The 26,420-nt window shown below is 65.9% G+C and carries 26 protein-coding genes; 14 read left to right on the forward strand and 12 right to left on the reverse strand.

The features are described 5' to 3' along the window. Positions 1-12 precede the first annotated feature (12 nt). On the reverse strand, positions 13-720 hold the full coding sequence (locus CK489_RS11310) for a TetR/AcrR family transcriptional regulator (protein WP_050626839.1): 708 nt from the start codon (positions 718-720) through the stop codon (positions 13-15). A gap of 632 nt (positions 721-1,352) precedes the next feature. Between CK489_RS11310 and CK489_RS11315 the strand changes: the two genes are divergently transcribed. Continuing rightward, on the forward strand, positions 1,353-1,529 hold the full coding sequence (locus tag CK489_RS11315; RefSeq protein WP_310881097.1) for an MJ0042-type zinc finger domain-containing protein: 177 nt from the start codon (positions 1,353-1,355) through the stop codon (positions 1,527-1,529). 137 nt (positions 1,530-1,666) lie between these two features. Here the strand turns inward: CK489_RS11315 and CK489_RS11320 are convergent, their stop codons facing one another. From CK489_RS11320 to CK489_RS11340, 5 genes are all read right to left on the reverse strand, one after another. Further along, complete coding sequence (locus CK489_RS11320; protein WP_095732367.1) at positions 1,667-2,914, reverse strand: MFS transporter; 1,248 nt, start codon at positions 2,912-2,914, stop codon at positions 1,667-1,669. Further along, positions 2,911-3,240 (reverse strand): hypothetical protein, encoded by a 330-nt coding sequence (locus CK489_RS11325; protein ID WP_050626842.1) that lies wholly within the window; start codon positions 3,238-3,240, stop codon positions 2,911-2,913. The genes CK489_RS11320 and CK489_RS11325 overlap by 4 nt, the downstream gene beginning before the upstream one ends. After that, entirely contained in the window at positions 3,227-3,802 is a 576-nt protein-coding gene (locus tag CK489_RS11330) for an isochorismatase family protein (protein ID WP_050626910.1), read from the reverse strand. The genes CK489_RS11325 and CK489_RS11330 overlap by 14 nt, the downstream gene beginning before the upstream one ends. A 45-nt stretch (positions 3,803-3,847) precedes the next feature. Next, complete coding sequence (locus CK489_RS11335; protein WP_050626843.1) at positions 3,848-4,300, reverse strand: MarR family winged helix-turn-helix transcriptional regulator; 453 nt, start codon at positions 4,298-4,300, stop codon at positions 3,848-3,850. Between the two features lie 334 nt (positions 4,301-4,634). Continuing rightward, a complete protein-coding gene (locus CK489_RS11340; RefSeq protein ID WP_245350320.1) occupies positions 4,635-4,949 on the reverse strand; it encodes a hypothetical protein in 315 nt (104 codons plus the stop codon). A gap of 250 nt (positions 4,950-5,199) precedes the next feature. On the opposite strand from CK489_RS11340, the gene CK489_RS11345 reads away from it, so the two are divergent. The 8 genes from CK489_RS11345 (at position 5,200) to CK489_RS41690 (ending at position 11,058) form a co-directional block, all read left to right on the forward strand. Then, positions 5,200-6,270 (forward strand): sensor histidine kinase, encoded by a 1,071-nt coding sequence (locus CK489_RS11345; RefSeq protein ID WP_095732368.1) that lies wholly within the window; start codon positions 5,200-5,202, stop codon positions 6,268-6,270. A gap of 43 nt (positions 6,271-6,313) precedes the next feature. Then, a complete protein-coding gene (locus tag CK489_RS11350; protein ID WP_021079504.1) occupies positions 6,314-6,970 on the forward strand; it encodes a response regulator transcription factor in 657 nt (218 codons plus the stop codon). Between the two features lie 160 nt (positions 6,971-7,130). Then, positions 7,131-7,493: a hypothetical protein gene (locus CK489_RS11355; protein WP_050626846.1), complete on the forward strand. Its 363-nt coding sequence runs from the start codon at positions 7,131-7,133 to the stop codon at positions 7,491-7,493. Between the two features lie 2 nt (positions 7,494-7,495). Further along, positions 7,496-9,247 carry an OmpA family protein gene (locus CK489_RS11360; protein WP_095732369.1) on the forward strand — a complete coding sequence of 584 codons (1,752 nt, stop codon included), beginning with the start codon at positions 7,496-7,498 and terminating at the stop codon, positions 9,245-9,247. Beyond that, entirely contained in the window at positions 9,247-9,759 is a 513-nt protein-coding gene (locus CK489_RS11365) for a Rab family GTPase (RefSeq protein ID WP_050626848.1), read from the forward strand. The genes CK489_RS11360 and CK489_RS11365 overlap by 1 nt, the downstream gene beginning before the upstream one ends. A 279-nt stretch (positions 9,760-10,038) precedes the next feature. Beyond that, entirely contained in the window at positions 10,039-10,449 is a 411-nt protein-coding gene (locus CK489_RS11370; protein ID WP_198960900.1) for a DUF3597 domain-containing protein, read from the forward strand. A 79-nt stretch (positions 10,450-10,528) separates the two neighbouring features. Further along, positions 10,529-10,807, forward strand: a complete 279-nt coding sequence (locus CK489_RS11375; RefSeq protein WP_050626850.1) for a hypothetical protein — start codon at positions 10,529-10,531, stop codon at positions 10,805-10,807. A 74-nt stretch (positions 10,808-10,881) separates the two neighbouring features. Beyond that, on the forward strand, positions 10,882-11,058 hold the full coding sequence (locus CK489_RS41690; RefSeq protein ID WP_198960901.1) for a hypothetical protein: 177 nt from the start codon (positions 10,882-10,884) through the stop codon (positions 11,056-11,058). Positions 11,059-11,122: 64 nt separating this feature from the next. On the opposite strand, the gene CK489_RS11380 is transcribed toward CK489_RS41690, so the two are convergent. The 3 genes from CK489_RS11380 to CK489_RS11390 form a co-directional block, all read right to left on the reverse strand. Continuing rightward, positions 11,123-13,246, reverse strand: coding sequence for an IPT/TIG domain-containing protein (locus tag CK489_RS11380; RefSeq protein WP_245350321.1), 2,124 nt, complete (start codon positions 13,244-13,246; stop codon positions 11,123-11,125). A gap of 247 nt (positions 13,247-13,493) precedes the next feature. Continuing rightward, positions 13,494-14,312 (reverse strand): class I SAM-dependent methyltransferase, encoded by an 819-nt coding sequence (locus CK489_RS11385; RefSeq protein WP_245350322.1) that lies wholly within the window; start codon positions 14,310-14,312, stop codon positions 13,494-13,496. Then, on the reverse strand, positions 14,299-14,763 hold the full coding sequence (locus tag CK489_RS11390) for an Rrf2 family transcriptional regulator (protein ID WP_095732373.1): 465 nt from the start codon (positions 14,761-14,763) through the stop codon (positions 14,299-14,301). Before CK489_RS11390 ends, CK489_RS11385 begins: the two co-directional genes overlap by 14 nt. 159 nt (positions 14,764-14,922) lie before the next feature. On the opposite strand from CK489_RS11390, the gene CK489_RS11395 reads away from it, so the two are divergent. After that, complete coding sequence (locus CK489_RS11395; RefSeq protein WP_095732439.1) at positions 14,923-17,013, forward strand: tetratricopeptide repeat protein; 2,091 nt, start codon at positions 14,923-14,925, stop codon at positions 17,011-17,013. 7 nt (positions 17,014-17,020) lie between these two features. Here the strand turns inward: CK489_RS11395 and CK489_RS11400 are convergent, their stop codons facing one another. Further along, positions 17,021-18,751 carry an ATP-dependent Clp protease adaptor ClpS gene (locus tag CK489_RS11400; RefSeq protein ID WP_095732374.1) on the reverse strand — a complete coding sequence of 577 codons (1,731 nt, stop codon included), beginning with the start codon at positions 18,749-18,751 and terminating at the stop codon, positions 17,021-17,023. 327 nt (positions 18,752-19,078) lie between these two features. Between CK489_RS11400 and CK489_RS11405 the strand changes: the two genes are divergently transcribed. The 4 genes from CK489_RS11405 (at position 19,079) to CK489_RS11420 (ending at position 24,330) form a co-directional block, all read left to right on the forward strand. Further along, positions 19,079-21,436, forward strand: a complete 2,358-nt coding sequence (locus tag CK489_RS11405; RefSeq protein ID WP_095732375.1) for a mechanosensitive ion channel family protein — start codon at positions 19,079-19,081, stop codon at positions 21,434-21,436. Between the two features lie 220 nt (positions 21,437-21,656). Continuing rightward, positions 21,657-22,757 (forward strand): LLM class flavin-dependent oxidoreductase, encoded by a 1,101-nt coding sequence (locus CK489_RS11410; RefSeq protein ID WP_050626855.1) that lies wholly within the window; start codon positions 21,657-21,659, stop codon positions 22,755-22,757. 82 nt (positions 22,758-22,839) lie between these two features. Then, a complete protein-coding gene (locus CK489_RS11415) occupies positions 22,840-23,394 on the forward strand; it encodes a flavin reductase family protein (RefSeq protein WP_050626856.1) in 555 nt (184 codons plus the stop codon). A gap of 180 nt (positions 23,395-23,574) precedes the next feature. Beyond that, the gene (locus CK489_RS11420) at positions 23,575-24,330 is read left to right on the forward strand and encodes an SDR family oxidoreductase (protein WP_050626857.1); all 756 of its coding nucleotides are present in this window, start codon (positions 23,575-23,577) and stop codon (positions 24,328-24,330) included. Positions 24,331-24,352: 22 nt separating this feature from the next. Here CK489_RS11420 and CK489_RS11425 read toward each other — a convergent pair whose 3' ends face one another. Together CK489_RS11425 and CK489_RS11430 are read right to left on the reverse strand one after the other, a co-directional pair. After that, complete coding sequence (locus tag CK489_RS11425; RefSeq protein WP_095732376.1) at positions 24,353-24,757, reverse strand: hypothetical protein; 405 nt, start codon at positions 24,755-24,757, stop codon at positions 24,353-24,355. Beyond that, positions 24,757-26,340, reverse strand: a complete 1,584-nt coding sequence (locus CK489_RS11430; protein WP_095732377.1) for a hypothetical protein — start codon at positions 26,338-26,340, stop codon at positions 24,757-24,759. The genes CK489_RS11425 and CK489_RS11430 overlap by 1 nt, the downstream gene beginning before the upstream one ends. Between the last annotated feature and the right edge of the window lie 80 nt (positions 26,341-26,420).

Genomic DNA, 26,420 nt, shown 5'->3' on the forward strand with positions numbered 1-26,420 from the left:
CCTTCCCTAGGGCTATGGGTGCGCCGTCTGTCTGGATTTGGTGCGGGAGCCGGTCGCGACGCGACTGGGCCGTGTCCGGCCGGCGACCGCGGCGTCGGCGAACGTGCTGACGGCGTTGATGTAGGTTTCGATCGAAGTGCCGCGCCGGCGGTACTTGGCGCGCTTGACGTACCAATCCTGCAGCAGCGGCTTGATCAGCGAGGCCGTCAGCGTGACCTGATCGATTGCGAACACACCGCTGGCGACGCCCTGCTTGAGGACGCCGGCGATGATCTTCTCGGTCATCACCTCCATGTCGATGGCGCGCTGGCGTTCCGCCGGTGGAAACGACTTCGCTTCCATGAAGCAGAACACGAACCAGGGCTGCATCGCTTCGCTCATGCGGACATGGGTGGCGATGATCCAGTGCAGATGCTTGCGGGCATCCTGCTTGACGTCGGCGGGCGGTTGGTTGAGGACCTCCGCCACTGTCTCGGCGACCTCGCCGAGGATCATCGACAGCAGCGTCGGCTTGCTGTCGAAATAAGTATAGAGGCCGCCCATGCTGAGGCCAGACGCTTCCGCGAGCTGGCGCAGCGTGGTGGCGTGAAAGCCGTGCTTGTTGGACAGCGTCAGCGTGGCGCCGATGATGCGCGTGAGGTTCGGAACGGCGAGATGCGGTTTCTGGACTCGAACGGAATCCCGATGCCGTTCGAGGATGCGTGCGCAAAGCACGTCCATAGCGAACGCATTCGTCCCCGACCGCTGTCGCGCGAGACCCAAATTGCCTCCCTGGCTATGTTCCCGGACCGTTTCATTTTGTTGCCGGTCCAGGCTGGACTTGACGCCCTTGCCTAATTCCTAGCCCACGAACCGGCGTTCCGAAAAGGGGGCTGAGCAAATTTTCTTAGTGAGCGCTCGCTCGTTTTTCCGATCGCACGTGCTGCTTGCCTGGGATGCGCGTGTGCTCCGGCGGCCGTCGGGAACTTTTCACGCTGAAAGCTCAGCACAAATTTCCGGCGCCGCGCCGACGAACATGCCGATTAGACGGCCGTCACATTCCAGATAAAAAGAACGCAGGTTAGCCGCCCGAACTCCATCCGCGGTCACTTTGGACCGAAGCAAGGCTATGGCGGCGGTTGGACCATCTCAAGGTTGGTGTGGTCAACGTTCCGGCGGTGCAGCAGCAATATGGCCGCACTTCGGGGTCTCGGCGTTTCCCTATCGCCCGGCGGCGCCGGTCTACAGCCATCGATAATTTTACACGAGGTCACCTCTATCTTTCACAGATCGTGACGCCGTCACATTTCTGACGATGGGCGTATGGAAAATAGAAAGAGCAACGGCTTGCTGATTCCATGCGAAAATCTGACGTGACGTGCCCCCATTGCCAGGCCGGCTATCGCCGGATCGAATTGACGTCGAAGGGCGGTGTCGCCGGCGAGTTTCGCTGCCTAGTGTGTGACCACATCATCGAGCTGATGGACGGTTCGACCGACGTCGCCTTTCGGCTGACCGTGCAGCCGGGCAAGACGTCCTACGCGTACTAAGGCGCTTTCTCGGTTCTGGCTCCCCGGCGTCACCTGCTCCAGCTAAGGCAGTGAGAGATCGCGCGCCCGCGGGCTGCTTGGCGGCAACGGCATCCTGCTCGAGAACCCTATCGGCCGCTGCCTTCGTCTGAAGCGCGTCATTCGGCCGGCGGCATGCTGCCATGTCCGCTGCGGTGTCCAGCCGCGGCGTTCGCCCGCGACAGCATGCCGAGCGCGACGAGTGCGGCGGCAAATCCTGCGGCAGCACCGACACCGAGCGCCCAGCGCGGGCCAAGATGGTCGGCGACCCAGCCGACGATCGGTGCGCCGATCGGCGTGCCGCCAAGCGCAACGCCGAGCCGCAGCGCCATCACGCGCCCGCGCATCGCAGGCTCGGTCGAGAGCTGCATCAGTGCGTTCGAGGTATTCAGGACCGTCAGCGAGGCGATGCCGATCACGACCAGGGCGGCGGCGAACAGCCAGTAGTTCGGCGCCAGCGCGGCCAGCGTGCAGCCGACACCGAAGATCGCCGAGCCCAGCATCAATGCGACAAAGCGCGGCTGGTCGCGCGTCGCCGCCAGCAGCGCTCCCGACATCGTCCCGATCGCCATCATCGACGACAACAGGCCAAAGCCGCGCGCGTCGGTATGGAAGACGCCGACCGCCATGGTTGAGATGAAGATCGGAAAATTCAGCCCGAAAGTGCCGATCAGAAACAGCATGACCAGGGTCGCCCGGAGATCGGGGCGGGACCAGACATAGTGAAATCCCTCCATGATGCCGCCCCTGGTGCGGGCTGCGCGCGCATTCGGTCGAAGCTCCGATTTGCGCAGCAGGCACAGCGAGGTCAGCACCGCCATGAAGGACGTCCCGTTGAACAGGAACGCCCAGCCGGTGCCGACCGAGGCGATCAGCAAGCCGGCCATCGCGGGGCCGACCATGCGCGCGGCATTGAACGAGGTCGAGTTCAGCGCGATGGCGTTCGACAGGTCTCGATCGCCGACCAGCTCGGCCACGAAGGTCTGGCGGACCGGAGCGTCGAGCGCGGCGCTGCAGCCGAACAGGAACGCGAACACATAGACGTGCCAGAGCTGCACCAGCCCGGTGACGGTGAGAATGCCGAGGATGAGCGACAGTGTGCCCATCGTCGCCTGGGTCGCCATCAGGAGGCGCCGCTGGTTGAAGCGATCGGCGGCGAGGCCGGACCAGGGCATCAGCAGGAGTTGCGGGCCGAATTGCAGCGCCATCACGATGCCGACGGCGGATGCGCTGTGATTTGTCAGCTGGGTGAGGACGAGCCAGTCCTGCGCGGCGCGCTGCATCCAGGTGCCGATGTTCGACACCAGCGCGCCGGCCGCCCAGACCCGGTAATTAAAGCTCGCGAGCGATCGAAAGACGCGTCTCATGTTCGCTGTGGATCATTCCCGCCGTGAAACCGTCCGAACCGCCGCGCCAGGAACAGGCCGATCAGGAGGCCGCCGAGGCCGAGCGCTGCGACGTCGCTGGTGGTTCTGAGGCCGAATTCGCCGACGCGGCAAACCAGGAGATATCCGACCGCGAGGTTGAAGAAGCCCCACACGATGTTGACGGTCGATGACGACAGGCCTTCGCCCGGCGGCTTCGCGAACGGGCTCTGGAACGGCTCGCCCATCATGCCGGCGACGACATGCGGGATCGCGTTGGTGAGGAAGGCGCCGCCGAAGAAGTAGGCGACGAGGTCAAGCCAGTTCATGGGCATGCGTCCTTTCCAGGAGATCGATTATCGCTTGGGTCGAGCCGGTTTCGCCGAGCCGCGGGAATACCTGCTCGATGCTGTAATCATGGGCGTTCGGCCGCGCATCGGTCATGGCGTCGATCGCGAGCGTGACGTTGAAGCCGGCCTCAAAGGCCTGCCGTGCGGTGGATTCGACGCCGGTGCCGGTCGCAACGCCGGCGACCACGACGTGCGTGACGCCGCGGGCCCTCAGCCGGGTCTCCAGGTCGGTGCTGGCAAACGCGCCCCAGGTCCGTTTGGTGACGACGATGTCGCCCGGTTGCCGGTCAAGCTCCGGGAGCAGGTCGGTCCAGCCGTCGGGAAATGCGCTGCTATGGCGCGGCCGCTCAGTCCGTCCGGGTGCAACACCGTCGACATTGACCAGCACGATCGGCAGTCCGCGCCGCCGAAACGCGTTGATGAGCGCGCAGGCGCGCGCCACCACGTCTGCGAACGGATGGACGAAGGGCGCGTCGGCGAGCCCGGCCTGCAAATCGACGACGATGAGGGCGGTGATCGGATCGAGCGTCGTCAGAGCCATCATCGTTTCCTTTTCAACCGGATGTGTCTTGCGATCGGTGCGGCGTCAGTCCGCGACCAGCCGCTTCAGCAAGCCGACCGCGGCGGCGAGTTCATCCTGTTCCCGCGCCGTCAGCCGCGCGGCAATCGTGCGCGACAGCCAGTCCTGCCGTGCGGCGCGGCCGGTGCGCAGCCGCTCGCGGCAGGTATCGGTGAGCGACATGATGGTCTGGCGGCCGTCGTCCGGATCGGGCGCGCCGCGCACCAAGCCTGCAGCCTCGAGCGCTGCGATCGCCGAGCTCATCGACTGCGGACGCATGCCCTCCGACCGCGCCAGGCTGGACACGGTCGCGGGGCCGTCCCTTTCGAGCCGCAGCAGCACCGCGACCTGGGAGGGCGGCAGGTCGTCACGCTGCCCCTGCTCGCGCAGCCGGCGCTTCAGCGTTCCGATCAACAGGCGAAGGTCTTCGGCGAGCGCGGAGGTGCGCGCCGAGCCGGTACGGGCCGGTGAACTGTTCATGCCGTCTTGATGGCATATGTACAGGTAAACTGTAAAGTCTGTCTTCGCAGCTTAACTTCAGATTTCCGTGATCGCCGGCGGCGCCGCCGAGCTTTGCTGGATCACGGCCGCAACCCTGAATGGCGCCTGAACCCGCTTTGCGGAGCGCATCAATTTAGATTTTGTTGTCTTCCTGCGCGCGGCCCGGTTTCACAGTCCGGACTTGCCGGCGATCCTGCGCGCGAGACGGCCACTCAATAATCCACGGCTCGGCGGCAACGTGACGGCAAGCTGGGGCGCGCCGTTGCCGGGCTGAGCATCAGGCCGGGGATGCGGCGCGTGCGATGGCATGCGCCTATTCGCTCGTGGTCTCGCTGGTCGCCGGGGCTGCATAGATGTCCCGCGCGCGCTTGGTCACGGCCGCATAGCGCGCGGTCGCGCTGAGGCTCATCAGCCCGGCGCGCACCAGGCCGAGGATGGCGCGTCGTGAGTGGAACGGGCCGGTCTTGCTCGCGGCATATCCGCGCGGATAGAGCTGCAGGCGGCCGGTGAGTGCTTCTTGCAATGCCACCTTCTGGGTCGCGCTCAGGCGCCGGCGCCGTGCGGGCTTTTCCGCTTCCGCCAACATGCGCAGCTCGATACCCGACGATCTTCGTGGCGCGCGCTTCATTGTCAGCTCACACTCTGGCCGACTGGCACGACGACCTTCCGCGAGGCCCGGCGCCTGGCCGGCATCGCCATGGACGCCGGCATGTGGCACATCATGGCTTGCGCTGTTGCTCATTCATGGGACAGAACCGCATTTCGAGCGGCGGCGGCATCTGACGAAAGTCAGGATCGGTTGTGACGAAAGTCATATTCGTTTGCGGCCGCACCCGGCTTACGCCAGAGTGGGCTGCTCGCTGAGCGATGGGCAACGCATGATCAATCTGAGCGCGGATTTGCTTGCGGCCGCGGAAGCCAACGTCATCGGTCTCGCCGTCATCGGTGCCGACCGGAGCATGCAGCGGAAGATCGGTCGGCTGGTCGAATGGCTTCCCGCAATCGGCGTCGATTGCTGCGAGTGCATGCTGCTGGTCGGCATGGAAGCCGAGTTGGCGGCGCTCGCCAGCGGCCGGCGGGACATGATCGCGCTGGCCGGCGTACGCGGCGCGTCGCCTGACACCACGCAGCCGATGACGGCGGTCGTGCTGTGGAACGGCGCGCAATCGCACTACTTCGTGATCGCCATGCCGGACTTCGCAGGGCGTCAGGTGGAAACGCTGCTCGGCAGCGAACGCAGGGCGCGGCGCCTGATGGAGCAACAGCTCGAGGCGGCGAGCGCGGAGGTGCGCTTTGCCTCCCTGGCGCGAACGCGGCTGCGGCTGGCGCGCGACCTGCACGATACGCTGGTGCATTCGATCGTTGCGCTGCTGACCCAGATCCGGCTGATCAGGCATTATCTGTCGGTCGATCCCGCGCGCGTGGCGGACAGCCTTGCGACGGCCGAAGACGCGGCTGCGAGCGGCCTCGTGCGCGCCCGCGAGGCGATCGATCGCCTGCGCACGCCCGACGATCTGAAGCTCGATCCCGACGTCGAGGGACTGCTCAGCGACTTCGCCGCACGCAGCGGCGTCAGGGTGTCGATCCAGATCGACGAGCAGGCGCGTGCCGGCTTGCGCGATTGCGGATTGACGGTCCAGCGCATCCTCAGCGAGGCGCTGCGCAACGTTCAGGCCCATGCGCAGGCGCGCCGTGTTTCCTTTCACGCCTTCGAAGCGCCGGCGGCGGTCGGTCGCAAGCTCATCGTCGAGATCCGCGACGACGGCCACGGCTTCGATCCCGCGGTCCCTCATCCCGGACATTTCGGATTGATCGGAATGGCCGAATTTGCTGAACTTGTCGGCGGAAGCTGCGCGGTGGAGAGCGCCCGCGGACAGGGAACGCTGGTCCGGATATCGCTCCCCGTGGCGGTGCCGCCGACGGCGTCGGCCGGCGTGCTGGCCGATTGATGTCGTTGCCGTGCGACAAACTTCGAGAGGATGACGGAAGCCCGTGAGCAGGATCGAGAAGGTACGGGTGCTGATTGCCGAGGATCAGACCCTGATCAGGGAAGGTATCGCCACACTGCTTGCCCAGCAGAACGACGATTTCGAGATCCTTCCCGGTGCGGCCGACGGCGAGCAGGCCATCGAGTTCGCGCGGCGCTACCGGCCGGACGTCATCCTGATGGATCTGCAGATGCCGCGTGTCGACGGCATTGCGGCGACTCAGCGGATTCTGCGCGAGCTGCCGCAGACTCACATCGTCGTGCTGACGACGTTCGAGACCAACGACCTGATCTTCGAGGCGGTCAGCGCCGGCGCCAAGGCGTATCTGCTGAAGGATGCCAGGATGGAGGAGATCGCATCGACGATCCGCGCTGTCATCAACGGCCAGTCCGGGCTTTCGCCCGGTGTCGCCGCGCGCATCCTCGATGAGTTCAAGAGGCTGCGCGGCCCGCGCGTCTCGGCGAAGCTGCCAGTGCGCGACGGGCTGACGGCGCGGGAGAATGAAATTCTCACGCTGATCGTCGAGGGCAAGAGCAATACCGAGATCGGCGAGCGGCTGCATTTGGCCGAGGGCACGGTGAAGAACTACGTCAGCACCATCCTGGAGAAATGCCAGGTCAAGAACCGTACGGAACTCGCAATAAAGGCAATAACTTACTAGAAATAATTGGCCTTGTCCGTACAACCAGGCGGCTGATCTGGCTGAAATTGCTCGCCTTTCTCTGGGCCGCGCCCGCAAAATTGGCTATAGGGTTGTTTCGGATTTGCTTTTTAAAGCGGCAGGTCCGTATTGCGCAGCTTTGAGTAAGCAGGGAACGACCATGAAGGGTATCGAGCGCCAGACCAAGGATTCGGATGGACTGGCAAACGCGGCGGCCGGCAACGGCGCGGATCCTGCGGCGCATGGCATGGCGGCGATCGATCAGGTCCGCGACCTTCTGTTCGGCGGCGCGCAACGCTCGCTCGAGACCAACCTCTCGGGCCTGCGCGAGGAGATGCAGGCATCGCTGAAGCAGATGCAGGCCGACTTCACCAACGAGCTCACCGCGCTTTCAGCACGGCTCTCCGACCTCGAACGCGATACCGAGCAGAAGCGCCTCGACTCGCTGAAGGATGTCGGCGCGGCCATCACCCAGCTCGGCACCGTCATCAGCGGATTGGGATCGGGCCGCACGGGCAAATAAGCATGCCAGCTGCTGCCGGCCAGAATCGCGAGATCGAGCAGCTCAAGACATTGCTGTTTCAGCCCGAGGCGACGCGTCTGACGTCGCTCGAGGCCGACCTCGATACGCTACAGCGCTATGTCGGCAATGCCGATCGCCTGGAGACGGCGACCGCCGGTATTCTGGTCGAGGCGCTGGAGCGCGCCGAGGTCAACCGGCCGCGCGAGCTCGCCACCGCGATTGCGCCGGTCGTGGTCTCCGCGATCCGCAGCGAGATCAAGAATTCGCGCGAGCAGATGATCGAGGCGCTCTATCCGATCGTCGGCCGGCTGGTCAGCGCCGCAGTTGCGAATGCGTTCCGGGAACTGGTTGCATCGCTCGAGCAGCGCATCAACGCACTGACCTCGGCGCAACTGTGGGTCGGGCGCGTCAAGTCGCTGGTGACGGGACGTCCGATCAGCGAGTTCGTGCTCGCCGATCGCCCGCCGCAGATCAACCGCCTGCTGATCATCGAACGCGGCAATGGCCGCCTGATCGGCGACTGGAAGCGCGAGGCGACCGCCGACGAACGCGCCGATCTATTGAGCGCGATGGTTGCGGCGATCCTCGAGTTCTCCGTGCAGGCGCTGGCCGGTGAAGGCAATCTGCAGACGCTCGATTTCGGCGGACGGCAGCTCGCGCTGCGCGCCTCGCCGCGTTACATCCTGGCGGCGGAGTGCCTCGGACCGCTGCGCCCCGCCGACAATGCCCGGATCAACTCGCTGTTCTTCGACGCGATCGAGCGCATCGACCGCGGCGCGGATTGCGACGGCCCGATGCTCGCCTCGCTCGCAACCGCGATCGAGACCGACGATACGCCGCGACGGATCGCGAGCCGGCGCGGCAAGGTGATCCTGTTCGCGGTGCTCGCCGCTGTGTTGGCGCTGCTGCTCTGGCTTGCCGCGACGTCGGTGTCGCGCGGCCTTTTGGAGCGGCGCACCCATGCGGTGCTGGAGCAGCTCGCCGCGAAGCAGCCCTTGCTGGTCACGTTCCCGCTGCGACTCGATTTCGATCACGGCAGGGCAAGCGTGGCGGTCTCGGGCATCGAGCCGAGCCAGCTGGAGACCGCGCCGTTGATCGACGCGCTCGCTGCGGCCGCGGCGCCGTACAAGATCGTCAACCAGATCGGGCAGGTCGCCACCCCGGACCAGGCGGCGGCGTCGCAGGCCGGTATCGTGGGCTTGCAGCAGAGCCTGGCGCGCTTGCAGGCGAGCCTCGACCAGATGCGCGAGGCGATCAGCGCGCAGGCAAAGTCCGGCGATCAGAAGGTTGCCGGGCTGACCGAGCAATACGGCAAGCTCGGCGAGCAGTCCGCGAAGCTCGGCGAGGAAGTTGCAAAACTGCAATCCGTCGCCGATGGCCCGACGGCGCGGCTCGACCGCTTCATCGCCTCGACCGCGATCTTCTTCGCCAACAATTCGGACGAAGTTCTCGACAACGATCAGGCCGAGCAGCAGCTGCGTGAGCTCGCCGGACTGCTGGCGAACAACGACCTCAAGGTACGGATCGTCGGCTACGCCGATCAGAGCGGCACCGAAGGCACCAACAAGACGCTGGGGCGCAAGCGGGCGGAGCAGGTCCAGCGCAAGCTGACCGCGCTCGGGGTCGATCCGTCGCGGCTGATCTTGGTGTCGCGCGCCGCGACGATGCCGATCACCGACCGGCTCGACGTCACCGTCGGCGGCAATCGCCGCGTCGCGTTCGAGACGGTCTATCGAGGCGAAGTGGCCCCCTGATGCTCACCGCAAAAGTCATGCTGCTCGGCGATATGGGGGTCGGCAAGACGTCGATCCTCTACCGGCTGATCTACGACCGGTTCGAGGGCCAGTACAAATCGACGCTGGGCGTCGAGATCCTGAGCCACGACGTGGTGCCGGCGGACGGCAGCGATCCGATGCGCCTCGTGTTGTGGGATACCGACGGCGATTTCGGCACGCAGATTTTCGACACCGTCTATGTCACCGGCGCATCCGCCGCGATCATCGTCTCCGACGTCACGCGGCCGCAGACCGTGACCCACATGGTCGAGCTGGTCCGCGGCTTCGAGGAGCGCTTTCCGGGCCGACCCTACCGGGCGCTATTGAACAAGATCGACCTGCCCGAAGCCGCGGGCAGCGCCGGCGCAATTGCCGAGCTCGCCAAGTCGCTCGGCAGGTCGAACGTGAAATCGGTCAGCGCCAAGACCGGCGTCGGCATCGCGGAAAGCTTTGTCGAACTTGCCCAGACCATCCGCCGCCGCCAACTTTAGCGCAAGATGGGCAGCGCGCGTTGGTGTCAGCCGTCCCGACTTCTCGGGGCTGGCGAATCGGGCCGGGACGGCTGACTTCATCGCACGTGGGGCGTACGATGAAACGCGCGCGACGTGCGGTGCCTGACCGCACGATTCTCTCCCCGACTGCACCACGCCGTCCCATACTCCGATAGTGACGATGGTCATCTTCCACTAGGCCAATGGCCTGCCTATCGTTCGCTCCGTCACCGGAACCAGCCACGGGACCCACGTCTCGGGCACATGGAGTGAGAGAGCATGAGCATTTTTGGAAGCATCATGGGTGCAATCTTCGGCCATGGCGCCCAGGCCAAGACGGCAGAGACCACAGCGACGGCTGCCCCCGGCGCAGCACCGGCTTCGACATCGTCAGCTTCCGCATCGGCGGCTCCCGGCACGCCGGCGGCGCAAACCGTCGACGTCGCCGCGATCGTCGACAAGGCCGCGGCCGCCACCGGCGAGAGGCTCGACTGGCGCACCTCGATCGTCGACCTGATGAAGGCGCTCGGTCTCGACTCGAGCCTTGCGGCGCGCAAGGAGCTTGCGAAGGAGCTGCACTACACCGGCGATACCAACAACACCGCCACCATGAATGTCTGGCTGCATCAGCAGGTGATGGCCAAGCTCGCCGCCAACGGCGGCAAGCTGCCGGCCGACATCAAGACTTGATGACCCCGACTTGAGCCGTGCAAGGCTTTCGCGCCCTGCACGGCTCCGAACGATATGTATTGCGTGAGGAGCAGTTGCGATGACCTCATCTCATCTTGCCATCCTGAACCGGCCGCGGACCGGTGTTGCCGCCGCGTCGATCGGTGCAGCACTTGGGTTCGCAGCATTGGCGCTCGGCATCACGATTGCGATCGCCCGCGCGGATAATTCCGGCGACGCGCCGCAGCCGGCAGCTGCGAATGTGCAACGCGCTTCGCAGACCCTGCCGCCAGCGCGGGTCATCCTGCCTGCACCGTGGGAGCAAGCCGCTCCGCTGCAGCCGGTCGCGGCGCCGGCGAAGCCGGCGGACCGCCAGTAAAATTTCGCATCTCTGTTACCGCCGGCGATCCAGTCGCCAGGCCGCGCACAGACCCCCAGCTCTGGAGCCTCGCCATGCCAGAACAGGTCAAGCTGCCCCGAAAACTTTCGCAGGAGCCCGGCGCTCCATCGACGCTTCGGCCGAGCCACCGGCGGGTCATCGAAGAACTCGACCGCTGGGCCAACAGTCCTGGCCTGCAGCCGCCCAGTGACGAAGACGAGCGTCACGACGATGCGCGCCGACGAAGGTAAGGCGTGAGCGGAACTGCGACGGCCCGCATCGCCGGGGATGCGGGGCCGGCGGTGGCGGCGTTGATCAGTTGAACGGCACGCGTGCCCTGGCCGAGAACGTCCAGATCCGTGCGGTGCCGCCGAGCCCGCCATACTCCGCCCCGAGGCCGAGCACGGCGCCGCCCGCAAGCCTGGTGTTCAGCCCGCCGGTGACGCGCGCCGACCAGCCCTCCAGCACCAGCGTCGGGTTGACCGGAATGCCGTTCACGCCCAGCGCCGCCGCGTCGTCACGGCTGAAGTAGTAGTCGCAGTAGACGCCGAGATAGGGCGCCAGCACCGCGCCGTCGGTCAGGGCCAGCGGGTAGCTCAGCCTGGCGCCGGCAGACGCGCGGCCGGTGACGAAGTCACGCGCCGTCTGCAACGTGCCGAGCGTGTCGGTGTAGGCGTTCTCATGCTCCCACAGCGTGTAGAGACGCGCGGACGGCTCGATCAGGAGGTTGCTCATCTTGTAGCTGCCGGTCAGTCCGGTCGCGAACATCCAGCGGTCGCCGTTGAAGCTGCCCTGCGCCGTTCCGGCCACGCCGTTGTAGCCGATCCGGGAGAAGGTCACGGCGGCGTCGTAACGCAGCGACGGCGTGATCATCCAGCCGAGATAGGTGCCCGCGGTCCAGCCATCGCCGGTGAGCTTTCCGCTGATGTCCTGCGCCGTGTAGTTGAACGTCTCGTAGCCGGCGATGGCGCCGACCAGGAAGTTCGGCGCTGCCTTGTAGGTCAGACCCATCAGCGCATTGAGCTGATTGCCGTAGATCGAAGACCCTGTTGTACCGACGCCCGGCGAGGTCGGCGACGACCAGCGGTCGGTGCCGCTGCCCCTCACGTCGATCCAGAACAGCCAGTCGCGCGCCTCGCGATACGTCGCGGGCTTAGCCTTGGCCGGCATCTGCTGATCGATCGCCGCAAACGCATTGTCGATCCGCGAACTGCCGCCGCTGCGTCCGGACGCACCGGAATTTCGATCGGAAGCATAGGCGCCGCGATTGCCTGCGTCGGCCTGCGCCACGCCACTGTCCGGGTCGGCCGCGAAGTTGAAGCGCATGCCGGTGCCGCCCGGCGTCATGAAACTGCCACCTTCGCTGAAGCCTTCCGAGATCGCGCCGTCGATCGCGCCCGAAATCGCCTGGCCGGAATTCTGCGCCACGACCTTGGTGAGGTCGATCTGCAACGCCCGCAGATTCACGCTGTCGGCCGGGACGCCGACGCTCTGCGCCAGCGCCGGCGAGGTGCTGGCGTCGAACGAGCCGTTGTCGGCATAGCTCGCCGTGATGGTGTGGCTGCCGATCTTGAGCGTTGCGATCGAGAACGTCGCCGTGCCCGTAGCGAGCGTTGCGGTGCCGATCGGCGAACCATTGTCGCTGAAGGTCACTGTGCCCGCGGGCGTGCCGGCCGGGGCGGTGACCTTGGCGGTGAAGGTGATCGACTGGCCAAAACTGCTCGGGTTCTGCGATGAGGTCAGCGCGATCTGGGTCGTACCCTCCGCAAAGCTGAAGCGGTCCGCTGCCGAGGTCGCCGATGTCCCGACCGCGGTTGTCACCGTGACGTCGACGGTGCCGCTGCCCGAGGGCGAGATCGCGGTGATCGAAGTCGCCGAATTGACCGTGAAGCTCGCCGCATTGGCCGCGCCGAATTTCACCGAGCTGGCACCGGTCAGGTTGGTGCCGGTGATGATGACCGTCGTTCCGCCGCGGGTCGGGCCTGCGGTCGGCGAGATCGACGTCACCGTCGGCGGAGACGCCACATAGGTGAACTGGTCCGCCGGAGACGTGGACGATGTCCCGGATGGGTTGGTCACGGTGACATCCACCGTGCCGAACCCGGCGGGCGCGACGGCGGTGATCTGCTCGTTTGAATTGATGACGAAGCTCGTCGCAGCAGTGGCGCCGAAGTGCACGGCGGTCGCAGTGTTGAAGCTGCCGCCCGCGATGATGACGGTGGTGCCGCCCGCCGCGGGACCCGATGTCGGGGAGATCGAGGCCACCGCCGGCGCCGGCGCGCTCGCGGCTGCGACCGAACTGAACAACGCGGCGGCGATCACGGCGAGGCCGCAAGCCGCGCGGCGTGCGATCGATGGCCGTCTGTCGCGAAGGTCGGATGCAAGGCGCGAAGCGACGAAGCGGAGACCGGTCCGCGCGAAGTTTGCAATCGGCAGCAAGGAAAACCCCCGTCGCGCCGCGATGCAGGCCGGCGCAGATTCCAAAGAAAGTATGGGGTTGTTCTAATACGCAGTTCGGCAAGCGCGCCGCGGAATCTCCGCGCGCAGCCGCTTTTGTGACGCGCCGTTGCCGGGCCGCTACGTCATTGCACGATTTGAGAAGATGGAAGCGCGCGACGTCGCCGCGATCAGTCGGTCACGCGGTCGATCATTCTCATCCCGCGCACGCAAGCTGACGTCACACGTGCTACGTCCGCTGCGCCGTCGCGATCAGCGCGGTCGAGGGAATCGCGAAGCTGTCGCCGGTCCGTCTCTGCTCGATCTCGCTCCGGAGCGCGCGCGCGACCGCGGCGCTCTGGCCGGCATCGAGCCCGCTCCAATGCGGCATGAACTCGAACAATTTGTCGATGTCGGCTGGATCGGCGACCTTGAGCGTGAAGTCGTGGGTGATCTCGGTGATGGCGGGCTCGGAGAAGCCTGCGGCGATGACCGCCGCAGCAAAGCGGGTGGGGTCAGCGAGCTCGGCGAGGCCCGTGCAAGGCATCGGTGTGACATTGTCGGGATAGAGCCGGCGGATGATCTGCGACAGCAAGAGATGCACGGCGGCGCCGTCAGCGCTTTTCCAGACCGCAATCGAAGCCGATCCGCCAGGTCGCGTCACCCGCGCCATCTCGCGCAATCCGGCGCGCCAGTCCGGAAACAACATGACGCCGAACACCGACACCGACGCATCGAAGGCGGCATCCGGCAGATCGAGCGCCTGGCCATCCATCTGCCGTGCCTCGATATTTGGAAGGCCATGCGCGCGGACCCGCGCCACCATGCCGGCGGAGAAGTCGATCGCGGTGACCGCAGCCCCGGTGCGGGCGGCGGCGAGTGCCGCGGCGCCGGTGCCGGTCGCGACATCGAGCACTTTCGATGCCGGGCCGATCGGGAGGGTTGCGACCGCGGCGTCGGCGAACAGCGTCGTGAACGGCTGTGACTGCGCCTCGTAGGCGGTGACCATCTTATCCCAATGCGCGGGATCGTTGTACGGCAACGGTTTCGCCGGCTCACTTGACTGCATGAATCTGGTCCTCGAGGCTTTGTTTGTGCTTGGCGAGGCGGCGCTTGAAATCCTTCGCGAGCGCATCGAGCGTCACCGCGCTGAGCCGCTTCAGGAACAGCGCCTCGACCTCGCGAAACGTCCCCGACAGCGCATCGTTGACGGCCTGTTCGACCAGGCAGCCGGGATTTTCCGAGCGATGGCCCATCGCGACGATGGTGGGGGCGCCGACCGCGCGATAGATGTCGGCGAGCGTGATGTCGGCGGGATCGCGCGCCAGCGTCCAGCCGCCGCCATGGCCCTTCTCCGAACGCACCAGGCCTTGCTCGCGCAGGCCCGCCATCACCCGGCGCACCACCACAGGGTTGGTCGCCATCGCCTGGGCGAGTTGCTCCGACGTGACCGGCTCGCCCGCTCCGATCATGTGGAGCAGGCCGTGCAGGACGCTGGACAGGCGGCTATCGCGGATCATGTAACTTCATATGTTACATGATGGGCAAGACGTCAAGGGGGCGGGATATCAGGCCGCGGTCTGATATTCGCGTGCCGGATTTGGCGGCGCCGCGCGTTTAATCCCCATCGGGGTCTTGAAGTCGGGGGCGGTATCGTGGGCAAGGTGGCGATCGATCGGATGTTGCTGGATGCGGTGGCGCATTACGGCGCGGGCCGCGCGATGGAGGCCGGCACGTTGTGCGGCGATATCCTCAGCGCCGATCCCGACCATGTTCCGGCGCTGCATCTGTCCGCCGTCATCGCCTTCGTGACCGATCGCGCCGCGGAAGGCGCGGTGCTGCTGAACCGGGTGTTCAGCCTCGATCCGCAGCATGGACCGGCGTTCGGCACACTCGGCGATGCGCTCGCCGTGAAGGGCGAGCACGAAGGCGCAGTAGCGGCTTTCCAGCGCGGCGTGACGCTGCGGCCGAAGGATGCCGGCCTGCACATCAAGCTCGGCGTGGCGTTGTGCGACCTGTCGCGCTTCGATGAGGCCGAGACGGCGTTTCGCCGCGCGATCGCGCTCGATGGCAGCCTGACGCGGGCGCGGTTCAACCTCGCCGTTGCCCTGGCCGGGCAGCAGCGGCCGGTCGAGGCGGAGCAGGCCTATCGCGAGGTGATCGCGCGCGATCCGGCCTATCGCGGCGTCTGGCTCAATCTCGGCAACGCACTGTCCGATCAGAAGAAGCACGACGCCGCCGCCACCGCCTATCGCCGCGGGCTCGGCGCGGATCCCGACAATCCCGGGCTGCACTGCGGCCTTGGCGCGGCGCTCTACCGCCTCGGCCAGCTTGAGGACGCGATCCTGCACTACCGGCGCGCAACGGCGCTCGATCCCGGCAACCTCGCGCCGCAGCGCCTGCTTGCCATGGTGCTGCACGAACTCGGCGAGCGCGAGGAGGCGGTCCGTCTCTACCGGCAGGTCTCGGCCCGTGATCCCTCCGATCACGTCATCCTCAACAATCTCGGGGCCTGCCTGTTCGAGCTTGGGCAAGTCGATGAGGCGATCGCCTGCGCCGAACTCGCGCTGGCGCTCAAGCCGGACTATGCCGCTGCGCACACCAATCTCGGGATCATCTTCGAGGCGCAAAACCTGGTCGAGGCCGCGGTCGCGGCGCATCGGCGCGCCATCGAGATCGATCCGCTCTATGCCAAGGGGCATGCCAATCTGGCGGTCGCGCTGCGCAACGCCGGCGAGATCGATGCCGCGCTGGTGTCGTCGCGCCGGGCCATCGCGCTCGATCCCGAGCAGCCGCTGGCGCATTACAACCACGCGCATTTCCTGCTGATGAACGGCGAGTTCGAGGAGGGCTTCGAGGAGTATCAGTGGCGCCGCAAGACCAAGATGCTCAGTGAAGGCGATCCGGTGTTCGACGAACCGGAATGGCAGGGCGAGCCGCTGGCGGGGCGCACGCTGTTGCTGTTCGCCGAGTACGGGCTCGGCGATGTCATCAATTTCGTCCGCTACGTGCCGATGCTGGTGGGCACCGGCGGCCGAATCCTGCTGCAAGTTCAGCCGGCGCTGGTCGCGCTGCTGCGGCCGATGCTGCCCGGCGTCGTGGTGCTTGCCCGCGGCGAGACATTGCCGCCGTTCGACCTGCAATTGCCGCTGCTCAGCCTGCCGCGGATCTTCCGCACCACCGTCGAGACGATTCCTGCGGCGACGTCCTATCTGCAGGCGGATGCCGGCAAGCTGGCACGCTGGCGCGACGCACTCAGTGGCGTGTCCGTCTTGAAGGTCGGCGTGGTCTGGGCCGGCAATGTCAGGCACAAGGGCGACCGTCAGCGCTCGCTGCCGGCGGAGGCCGTGCTGCCTCGGCTGGTCACGCCTGGCGTTCAGCTCTACAGCCTGCAGAAGGAGCCGCGGCCCGACGACGCGCCGGTGCTGCGGAATCTCGGCTCCGATATCGTCGATCTTGCGCCGACGCTCGGCGACTTCGCCGACACCGCGGCCGCCGTCTGCGCGCTTGATCTCGTCATTGCCGTCGACACCTCGGTGGCGCATCTGGCCGGCGCGCTGGGGCGCCCGGTCTGGATGCTGTGTCCCTATGCGCTCGACTGGCGCTGGCTGCGCGACCGCGCCGACACGCCCTGGTATCCGACCATGCGGCTGTTCCGCCAGGACAGACCGCAGGCCTGGGACCGCGTGCTGGCGCGGATGTCGGACGAACTTGCGCGCGTCGCAGCTGGCGAACGCGAGTTGCTGCTGCCGCCTCGCTTGGCGCACTGACCCGGTCTCACCCGGCGCTCATTCCCTGCGCGCCGCCGAGCAGCTTCACGTTGAGCCGGCCGCCGTCGAACAGCATCTCGTTCAGCGCTCCGTCGATGTCTTCGGCTGTGACATCTTGACCTTCGTTGCGGGCGATGCTGGCCTGCGCGATGCGGCGCATCAGCTCCTTGATGAAGGCGGCGCTGACGCCTTCGGTGCGCTGCACCGCTGCATCGATGACGAACGGCGCGAGCGGCAGGCCGCGGCCGTAGAGCCGGATCAGCTTGCCGCGTCCCGCTTCGTCGGGCAGCGGCACCTCGATCGCCTGGTCGATACGGCCGGGCCGGCCGGCCAGTGCGCCCTCCAGCTCTTCTGGCCGGTTGGTGGTCAGCACGAACAGGATATCGCAATCCTCCTTCAGGCCGTCCATCTCGTTCAGCAGCTTATTCAGCAGGGATTCCTCGCACGGTCCGCCCATGTCCTCGCGGTCGCGCGCGATCAGGTCGACGTCCTCGATCACGACCATGGTCGGCTGCAGCAGCCGCGCGAGGCTCATATAGGCGCCGAGCAGCCCGACCTGTTCGGCGGTGATGATCAGCGTGGTGTGGTTTGGCAGATTGGTGGCGAGATAGCGAATGGTGTGGGTCTTGCCGGTGCCGGGCGGGCCGTAGAGCAGGATGCCCTTGCGGGTCGACTGCTCGAGCTTGCGCAGCAGATCGCGGCTTTCGACGAAGCCGAGCACGTTGCGGTCGAGCAGCCGCAGCGTCCGTTCCGGCAGGATCACGTCGTCGCGCGCGACGGTCGGCAAGCGATGCACGGTCACGCCGCGCGCGCGGCCGCGATAGTCGGCGGCATCCTCAAGCGACAGGATCTTGCCGCGATAGGATCGTGCCGCGTGTACGGCCGCTTCCAGCTCCGCGAAGGTCCGCTGCACCAAGGCGTTTCCAGCGGTACCCGCAGGCACCGCGAGTTCGATCCGCAAGCCCGGTTCGGTCTGATAATCACGATGGTAGCTGAGCAGCACCGCGTAGCGCAGCTCTTCGGTTTGGCACAGCCACAAGCCATTGCTCAGGCATTTGACTGACTCGGGCTCTCCAACGTCGACGTCGTGATACTGCGGCGGCGCGATCGGCGGCGCGTTGCGGCTGTTCTCCATCAGCGAGGCAATCCCGAGGGTCTCATAGCGGTGTTGCTCGTGAATGCCGAAGAAATGGATCGGCGCAGCGAACAACCTGTCGATCGCGGTCTGAACGTCAGCTCGCATGTGACCGGGAAATTGCCGCGACCGGGTCATGATCTGATTGCGCGGCGTCCCGGCAAAATGCCAATCGAGCGCCATGAAGGCATATCGGAACTCCTCGCTCGGCAGATTTTCCGAGCTTGCCCGCGCGGCGATCAGGCAGTTGCCGCACAGGCAGACTGTCCGGCGGATGAGAAACACGTCGGTCACGGGCTCCAACGCGCCACAGAGATCGCACGGCCGGGCCGCGTCCGCGGCTGACGCGGTGATCAGCAATGGATGCCCGTTGTTGCGGATCAGCTGTTGGGCGGACTCCAGCAATGCCTTGGCCACCGTCGCGGGATAGGGGCCGCATGCGAAGCCGTTCTGGGCCTCGATTCGCGCGGTGACGGCAATCGCCTCTTTCCGGGATTTGCCGAATACCGTGCGCAACAAGTTGCGCATGAATTCCAGCGGCGTTTCGTCGTCATCATGAAAGAAGAGCCTGACCGGACCGTCGTCGCTGAACACGTCGTGCATGACACCCCCGAAACGCAATCGCAAACCAAAAGAACAAAATAAGAACACCATGGCCGCCAGCCTGCGTCAAGCGAAAGATTCTGCCGCCTCATCCCTGACGTGTGGTGAACGGCTCGGCCGGCCCAGCCGGGACCGCCTTGCATGCGTAAACGCCGCTCAACACTTGTGACGATTGTGTTGCGGCAAATGCCAAAACATGGCCGCTGCAACGGCAAACTTCCGACACATCATCGGGGCGAAAAGGAGCGATCCGACATGGCGCGAGCGCGAGAGCTGATTCCTTCCAGGGATGAGCCGTCGCGCAATGACTTTTAATAAGAGGCCCTCGTGTCGCACACATTTCGTTTTGCGATCCTTCTCGTCCTCACCCTGTTCGTCTCTCCCGCGCTTGCGCAGCCGGCCGCCAAGCCGGCGCCGCCGCAACCCGGTACCAGCGACACGCTGACACCGGAGCAGGCGAAGCGCGCGCTCGAGACGCTGCAGGACGACAAGAAGCGCGGCGAGATCATCAACACGCTGCGCGCCATCGCCAAGGCCTCGCCCCAGGCTGCTGCTCAGCCGGCCGCCGCGGAGCCGGCACCCGAGCAGCATTCGCCGATCCCGCTCACCGCCGACAGCCTCGGTGCGCAGCTCCTGCTGATGGTGTCGGAGCAGGTCGGCGAGATGTCGCGCGAGGTCGCCGACGTCGCGCGCACGCTGACGCATTTTCCGGCGTTCTATTACTGGTTTGTGCGCACCGCCAATGATCCGGACGCGTATGGCCTCCTGATCGACATCGCCTGGAAGCTGGCGCTGGTGTTCGGCTGCGCCCTGGCTGCCGAATGGGTGGTGTTCCGCTTGATCAAGCGGCCGGTTGCGTTCCTCGAAACGCGGCTGCCGCAGACCGCGCGCATGCCGGTGCAGGCGCTCGCGAGCGCCGATCCGCCGTCGTCGGTTACCGATGTCACGCCGGAACCGGAGTTGCATCGGCGCCGGCTCAGCCTGGCGCGGGCCTGGCAGTCGCTGGTCCGGCTGCCCTTCGTGCTCGGCCGCCTGCTGCTCGAACTGCTGCCGGTGGTCGTGTTCGGCGGCATCGCCACGGCGCTGCTCGGCACCGAGATCGGCGATCAATCGACGACGCGGCTGGTGATCCTCGCCGTCGTCAATGCTTACGTATTTTCGCGCGTCTTGATCTGCGCGGTGCGGGCGCTGGCGGGGCCTTTCGGCCTGTTCCGCGTCCGTGCCGAGACCGCGGCCTATATCGAGATCTGGGCGCGGCGCATCGTTGCGGTCGGGGTCTCCGGCATCGCTTTCGCCAACGTCGCGCTGCTGCTCGGGCTGCATCGCGCCGGCTATGCCGCGCTGATCCGCCTGGTGATGCTGGTCGTGCATCTGTTCGTCGTCGTCATCATCCTGCAGTGCCGCCGCCAGGTCGCCGATGTCATCCGTGCGCCGGCCGATCGCACCGGGCTTGCGGCGCGGACGCGCAACCGTCTCGCTTCACTCTGGCATGTGCTGGCGATCGCGCTCGACCTCGCGCTGTGGGCGGTGTGGGCGCTCAACATCCGCAACGGCTATTCGCTGCTGCTGCAATATTTTGTCGGCACGGTCGCGGTGCTGCTGGTCACCCGGCTCGTCACCATGGTGGTGCTGAGCCTGATCGATCGCGGCTTCCGCATCAGCCCGGACCTGATGCAACGTTTCCCGGGACTCGAGACGCGCGCCAACCGCTACCTGCCGCTGCTGCGCAAGGTGGTGACAACGGTGATCGCCTTGATCGGCTTCGTCGCGCTGCTCGAGGTCTGGGGCGTCGACGCCATCGTCTGGTTCTACGGCGGCCAGATCGGCTCTCGCCTGATCTCGGCGCTGGTGACGATCGGCATCGCCGCGCTCGCCGCGGCCGTGATCTGGGAAGTCGCCAATGCGCTGATGGACCGCCAAATCGACACGCTGTCGCGCGAGGGGCATTACGCTCGCGCGGCACGGTTGCGTACCTTCCAGCCGATGCTGCGCACCGCGCTGTTCTGCATGATCGTTGCGGTGGTCGGGCTCACCGCGCTCAGCGAGATCGGCGTCAACGTCGCGCCGCTGCTCGCCGGCGCCGGCATCGTCGGCATCGCGATCGGTTTCGGTTCGCAGAAGCTGGTGCAGGACCTGATCACCGGGCTGTTCCTCCTGATCGAGAACACCGTGCAGGTCGGCGACACCGTCACGGTGTCGGGCCTCTCGGGCGTGGTCGAGAACGTCTCGATCCGCACCATGCGGCTGCGCGCCGGCGACGGCTCGGTGCATGTGGTGCCGTTCAGCGCGGTGACGACGATCACCAATTCCAGCCGCGGCGCGGGCAATGCCGCTGTCAGCGTCAACGTGTCCTACAAGGAGGACACCGACCGCGCCGGCGAGGTGCTGAAGGATATCGTCGCGCAGATGCGTCAGGAGACGGCGTATCGTGCATTCATCCGCGGTGACCTCGAATTGTGGGGCGTCGACAAGGTCGACGGCTCCGTGGTGACCATCGTCGGCCAGATCCGCTGCACCGATAGCGGCCGCTGGTCTGTGCAGCGCGAGTTCAACCGCCGCATGAAGCGGCGCTTCCAGGAAGAAGGCATCGAGATCGCCTCGATGGGCCAGACCATCCTGATGCAGCTCCCGCCGCCCTCCGAGCCTGATACCAACAACGCGATGCCGCGCCGCGCGGCGGGCTGATCGGGCACGCTATCTGCGCGTCTCACGGTTGCGACGCGTCTCGCGACCGTGAGACGATCGCGGCGCTCTTGAACACGGCAATCGGCTAGAGCCGGCCGAAAACCGGCTATTCCCAACGATTCTCTGCGATTTCTCCCGCTGGCACAGCGCTTGCTGATTGTCGCGCAATGCGCGGCAAGACGCATTGCATGACTGAACCCAACGAAGGAAGGAAACGCACATGGAGCTTGGCTACTTCACCATGCCCTCGCACCCGCCGGAGTGCGGATTGAAGGAGGGCCACGACTGGGACCTGCAGACGCTGCGCTGGCTCGACGAGCTCGGCTATCAGGAAGCCTGGATCGGCGAGCATCACACCGCGCCCTGGGAGCCGCATCCGTCGCCCGATCTCCTGGTGGCGCAGGCGCTGCTGCAGACCAAGAATCTGCGTATCGGGCCTGGTGGCTTCCTGCTGCCGTATCACCACCCGGCCGAGCTCGCCAACCGCGTCGCGATGCTCGATCATCTCTCAAACGGCCGCTTGAACTTCGGCGTCGCGGCCTCGGGCCTGCCGAGCGACTGGGCGATGTTCAATGTCGACGGCATGTCGGGGCAAAACCGCGACATGACCCGTGAGGCACTCGAGATCATCCTGAAGATGTGGTCGGAGCCGGGACCGTGGACCCACAAGGGCAAGTACTGGACGGTGAGCAAGCCGGACACGATGTTCGACTTCCTTAAACCCCACATCAAGCCGTTGCAGGGCCCGCATCCGCCGATCGGCGTCGCCGGCCTGTCGAAGAACTCCGACACGCTGAAGCTCGCCGGCGAGCGCGGCTTCATCCCGATGAGCCTCAACCTCAACCCGGCCTATGTCGGCAGCCACTGGGATTCAGTCGAAGCCGGCGCTGCCAAGACCGGCCGCAAGCCGAGCCGCAAGGATTGGCGGCTGGTGCGCGAGGTGTTCGTGGCGGATACCGACGAGGAGGCGTGGAAGCTGTCGACCGGCGACATGATGGGCCGGATGATGGGCGAGTATTTCCTGCCGCTGCTCGGCCATTTCGGCTTCAAGGACTATCTGAAACACGCGCCCGACGTGCCCGACAGCGACGTCACCGTCGAATATTGCGCGCGCCGGAATTGGATCGTCGGCTCGCCCAAGACGGTCACCGAGAAGATCGAGCAGATCTACCGGGAGGTCGGCGGCTTCGGCGTGCTCTGTGTGTTCGGCTTCGACTACAAGCACAAGCCGGAGGCCTGGCGGCACTCGCTGGACCTGCTCAAGAACGAGGTGATGCCGCGGCTCAAGCATCTCGGCGCCGAGTTCGAGAAGGCTGCATGACAGCTAGGCGGGGTGCGGGGCTTGCCTCGTACCCCGCCTTGCATATCTTGAGGGAAATATATTTCAGTACCGGGGTTGCGGCATGACGGTCGACGCACAGAGTTTCAAGCAGGCGATGCGCCATTGCGCCGGCGCGGTCGCGCTGGTGACGGTCGGCTCGGAGACCGGGCAGCGCACCGGCCTGACGGTGACCTCGGCCTGCTCGTTGTCGGACAATCCGCCCTCTGTTCTGGTTTGCGTTAACCGTAATGCCAGCGCGCACGCTCGCATCCTCGAGGAGCGCCATTTCGTCATCAACTTCCTGAACGAGGACCACGCTCTGCTGGCGCTGACCTTCTCCGGCCAGAAGGGCGTCAACGGCGACGACCGTTTCGCGTTCGGACGCTGGACCACCGGTGCGACTGGCGCCCCGGTGCTGGAGGATGCCGTCGCGGCGTTCGACTGCGTGCTGGCGCAGGAGCTCGAGACCAAGACCCATTCGATCTTCATCGGCGAGGTCCAGCATGTCCGCGCCGCGACCACGGTCGATCCGTTGATCTATCTGCGCTCGGGCTTCCAGAGCGTGCGCAACATCCATGATCCGATCACGCTCGGCGACGTCGATGCGCGCCGCGTCAGCTGGAACGAGTTTTCCTGAGCAGCCGGCAGGCGGTGCGCCTCCGATAGTCAATCAGCATCGCTGACCAATCCTGATCAATTTGACGAGCGCGCCATGCGCGCTAGCGGCATGCTATAAGTGCCGCCGCGCTTTCCATCGGCGGTTTGAGGCCCCAAGCGCATCTCGAGATCTCCAGTCATCGACAAGGGAGAGCAACTCATGAAGATCGTTGTGATCGGCGGCACCGGACTGATCGGCTCCAGGACGACAGCCATTCTGCGTCAAGGCGGCCATGACGTCGTCGCCGCTTCGCCCAAGAACGGCGTCAACACCATCACCGGCGAGGGGTTGAAGCAGGCCCTGGCTGGCGCAGCCGTCGTGATCGACCTCGCCAATTCGCCGTCGTTCGAGAACAAGGCGGTGCTGGAATTCTTCGAGACCTCCGGCCGCAACCTGCTCGCGGCGGAGAAGCAGGCCGGCGTCAAACACCATGTCGCGCTATCGATCGTCGGCACCGACCGCACGCCGGAGAACGGCTATTTCCGCGCCAAGGTCGCCCAGGAGAAACTGATCGAGGCGGCCGGCATTCCCTACACCATCATCCGCGCGACCCAGTTCATGGAATTCGTCGGGGCGATCGCCGATGCCGGTGCGGTTGGAAACACGGTCAGGCTCTCGCCCGGCCTGTTCCAGCCGATCGCGGCGGAGGATGTGTCCGCGTTCGTGGCCAATATCGCGCTCGAGCCGCCGCGCAACGGCATCGTCGAGATCGCTGGCCCGGACCGTGCGCCGTTCAACGACATCGTGGCCCGCTACCTGAAGGCAAAGGGCGACCCGCGCGAGGTGGTGCGGGACCCTGACGCGCTCTACTGGGGCGGCCGGGTCGAGGAATACTCGCTGGTGCCGTTGGGCGAGGCGCGCATCGGCCGCATCGATCTGAACGAGTGGCTGCGCCGCTCGCGGTCCGCTGCCTGAGTGGAGAGCCTGACGGCGTCAGCTATTTGAGCCACACCAGGAGCGGGACGGGCGCGCGGCCCTCGCAGGACAGCGTGCCCTCGTAATTGTGCGTCTTGCGGGCGCTATAGGTGCAGGGCGCGCCGTCCAGCACCAGTTCGGCCGTGACCTGTGCATCCGAACCGGTGATTTGCAGCTTGATCTCGCCGGCGCGTTCCTCCGGCCCATCCTGCGTGCAGATTCCGACGTGCTTCATCTTCAACGGTCCGAAGAATTGCCTCGGCGTTCCCGGCGCGCTTTCGGTGAGATGCCCGGTCAGCTCCCATTCGCCGAGGACGCCGGCCTGGCCGAGGATCTCCATCGCACCGAGCGGCGGCGCGTGGCTGAGACACAGCGCAACAGCGCCGAGCAGCGCCGCGCCGCCGTTGCGCCATGTCGTCAGCGGCATCACAGCTTGCTTCCCGTTGTCTGTCGCAATTCCATCAGCTCCGGCCGGGACACGTCGGAATCCGCGGTGAGCCGGGCGATCTGCGTTGCGCAGTCCTGGGTCTTGGCTTGATCGCCGGATGCCTTGGCGCTCTTCATCATCCCAACATAAGCCGCCAGCCGGTTCGGCTCCTTCTTGAGCACGGCCTCATAGGCGGCAAGCGCGTCGGCGGCCTTGCCGCGATCGAGCAGCATCGCGGCGTAGAGCTCGCGCGCCGGGGCGAGCGGTCCCGGCGTGACGGGATGCTTCTCGGTCTTGTCTTCCGCTTCCGCGGCGGAGTTCATCGCGCCGAGCGCTTCGTCGTATTTGGCTTCGGCGTACAGCACCCAGGCGCTCGCGATCTGCTGCTGGATATCGACGATGTTGGACCAGTAGGCGTCCTTGGCGTCCTTGAGCTTGTCGCGCAGCTCGACCAGCTTGGCGACATCGGGCTTGGCGGCCGCCGGATCGCCGGAGCGCGCGGCGCCGACTGCGCGGGCGAAGTAGGTGATGGCGTCCGCATAGGCGTATTTGGTCGGATGCACTTCGAGCGCGGCGGCGCCCTTCCAGTCGCCGCGTTCGAACACATAGCGAGCCTGGCTTGCCGCGACCGCGAACGGACCGGCGAACCGGTCCTGCTTGAACTGGAGCTTGCCGAGCTCGTCGACCACCGCGCGCGCCTCCTTGTCCTGGCCCAACTGGAGATAGGCATAGACCAGATAGTCCATCGCGTGCGCCTGATCCTGCTGCTCGCCGTCTTCCTTGGCGATGCGCGCAGATTCCTTGTTCGAGGCGATCGATTCCTTCCAGTAGCCGACGCGCGTGAAGATGTGCGACGGCATGTGCTGGGCGTGTGGCGCGCGCTCGGCGATCTTGGCATAGCGCATCGCCGCGGGGAGGCCCTTCTCCGCGAGCGCCGGATAGTCGTAGAGATGGATCAGGTAGTGGGCGATGCCGGGGTGCTCGGGCTGGCTCTTGAAGATCGGCTCGAGCAGCGCCGCGCCCTTCAGCTGGTTGGCATAGGTCTTGTCGGACGGGGACGCCGCGACGTTGAGCGTGATCGCATAGGCGATCTGCGCCTCGTCATCGTCGGCATAGCGTGTCGCGACCTGCTCTTCGGCTGCGAGGAATCTCTGCACGCGGGTGCGGTGATCGACCTTGTCGTAATCGACATACATCGCCGCGATCGCATCGACATAGTCGCGCTCGCGCTGTGTCTGCGCGCCCAGCGCCTGACCCTTCTTCACGGCTTCGAGGCCGAGCGGAAGGTTCTCCGGCGGTGGCGGCCCATGCGGATTGTAGAGATAGCTGAGCGCGATGCCCCAATAGGCGATGGCGCATTGCGGATCGGCCTCGAGCACTTCCTCGAAGGTGCGCCGCGATGCGCTGTACCAGAACGAATGCTGATACAGCATGGCGCGATCGAACAGCTCCTGTGCTTCGGGCTTGCAGGACGTCGCGAAATGAACTTTGCCTAATCGTTGTTCAGTCGAATCCGAGACGGCAGGCTGCGAAATGGTCGCGGCAATCAGGCCAATGACCACAGCGAGGGGAAACCGTGTCATGGGACCCGCTCCGTGGCGTCGAATGAAAGGCGCATGATAGCACCTTTCCCGCGCGGCCGGAACGGCAGGTGCTGTCCTGG

Source organism: Bradyrhizobium sp. UFLA03-84 (assembly GCF_002289535.1).
Taxonomy (GTDB): domain Bacteria; phylum Pseudomonadota; class Alphaproteobacteria; order Rhizobiales; family Xanthobacteraceae; genus Bradyrhizobium; species Bradyrhizobium viridifuturi.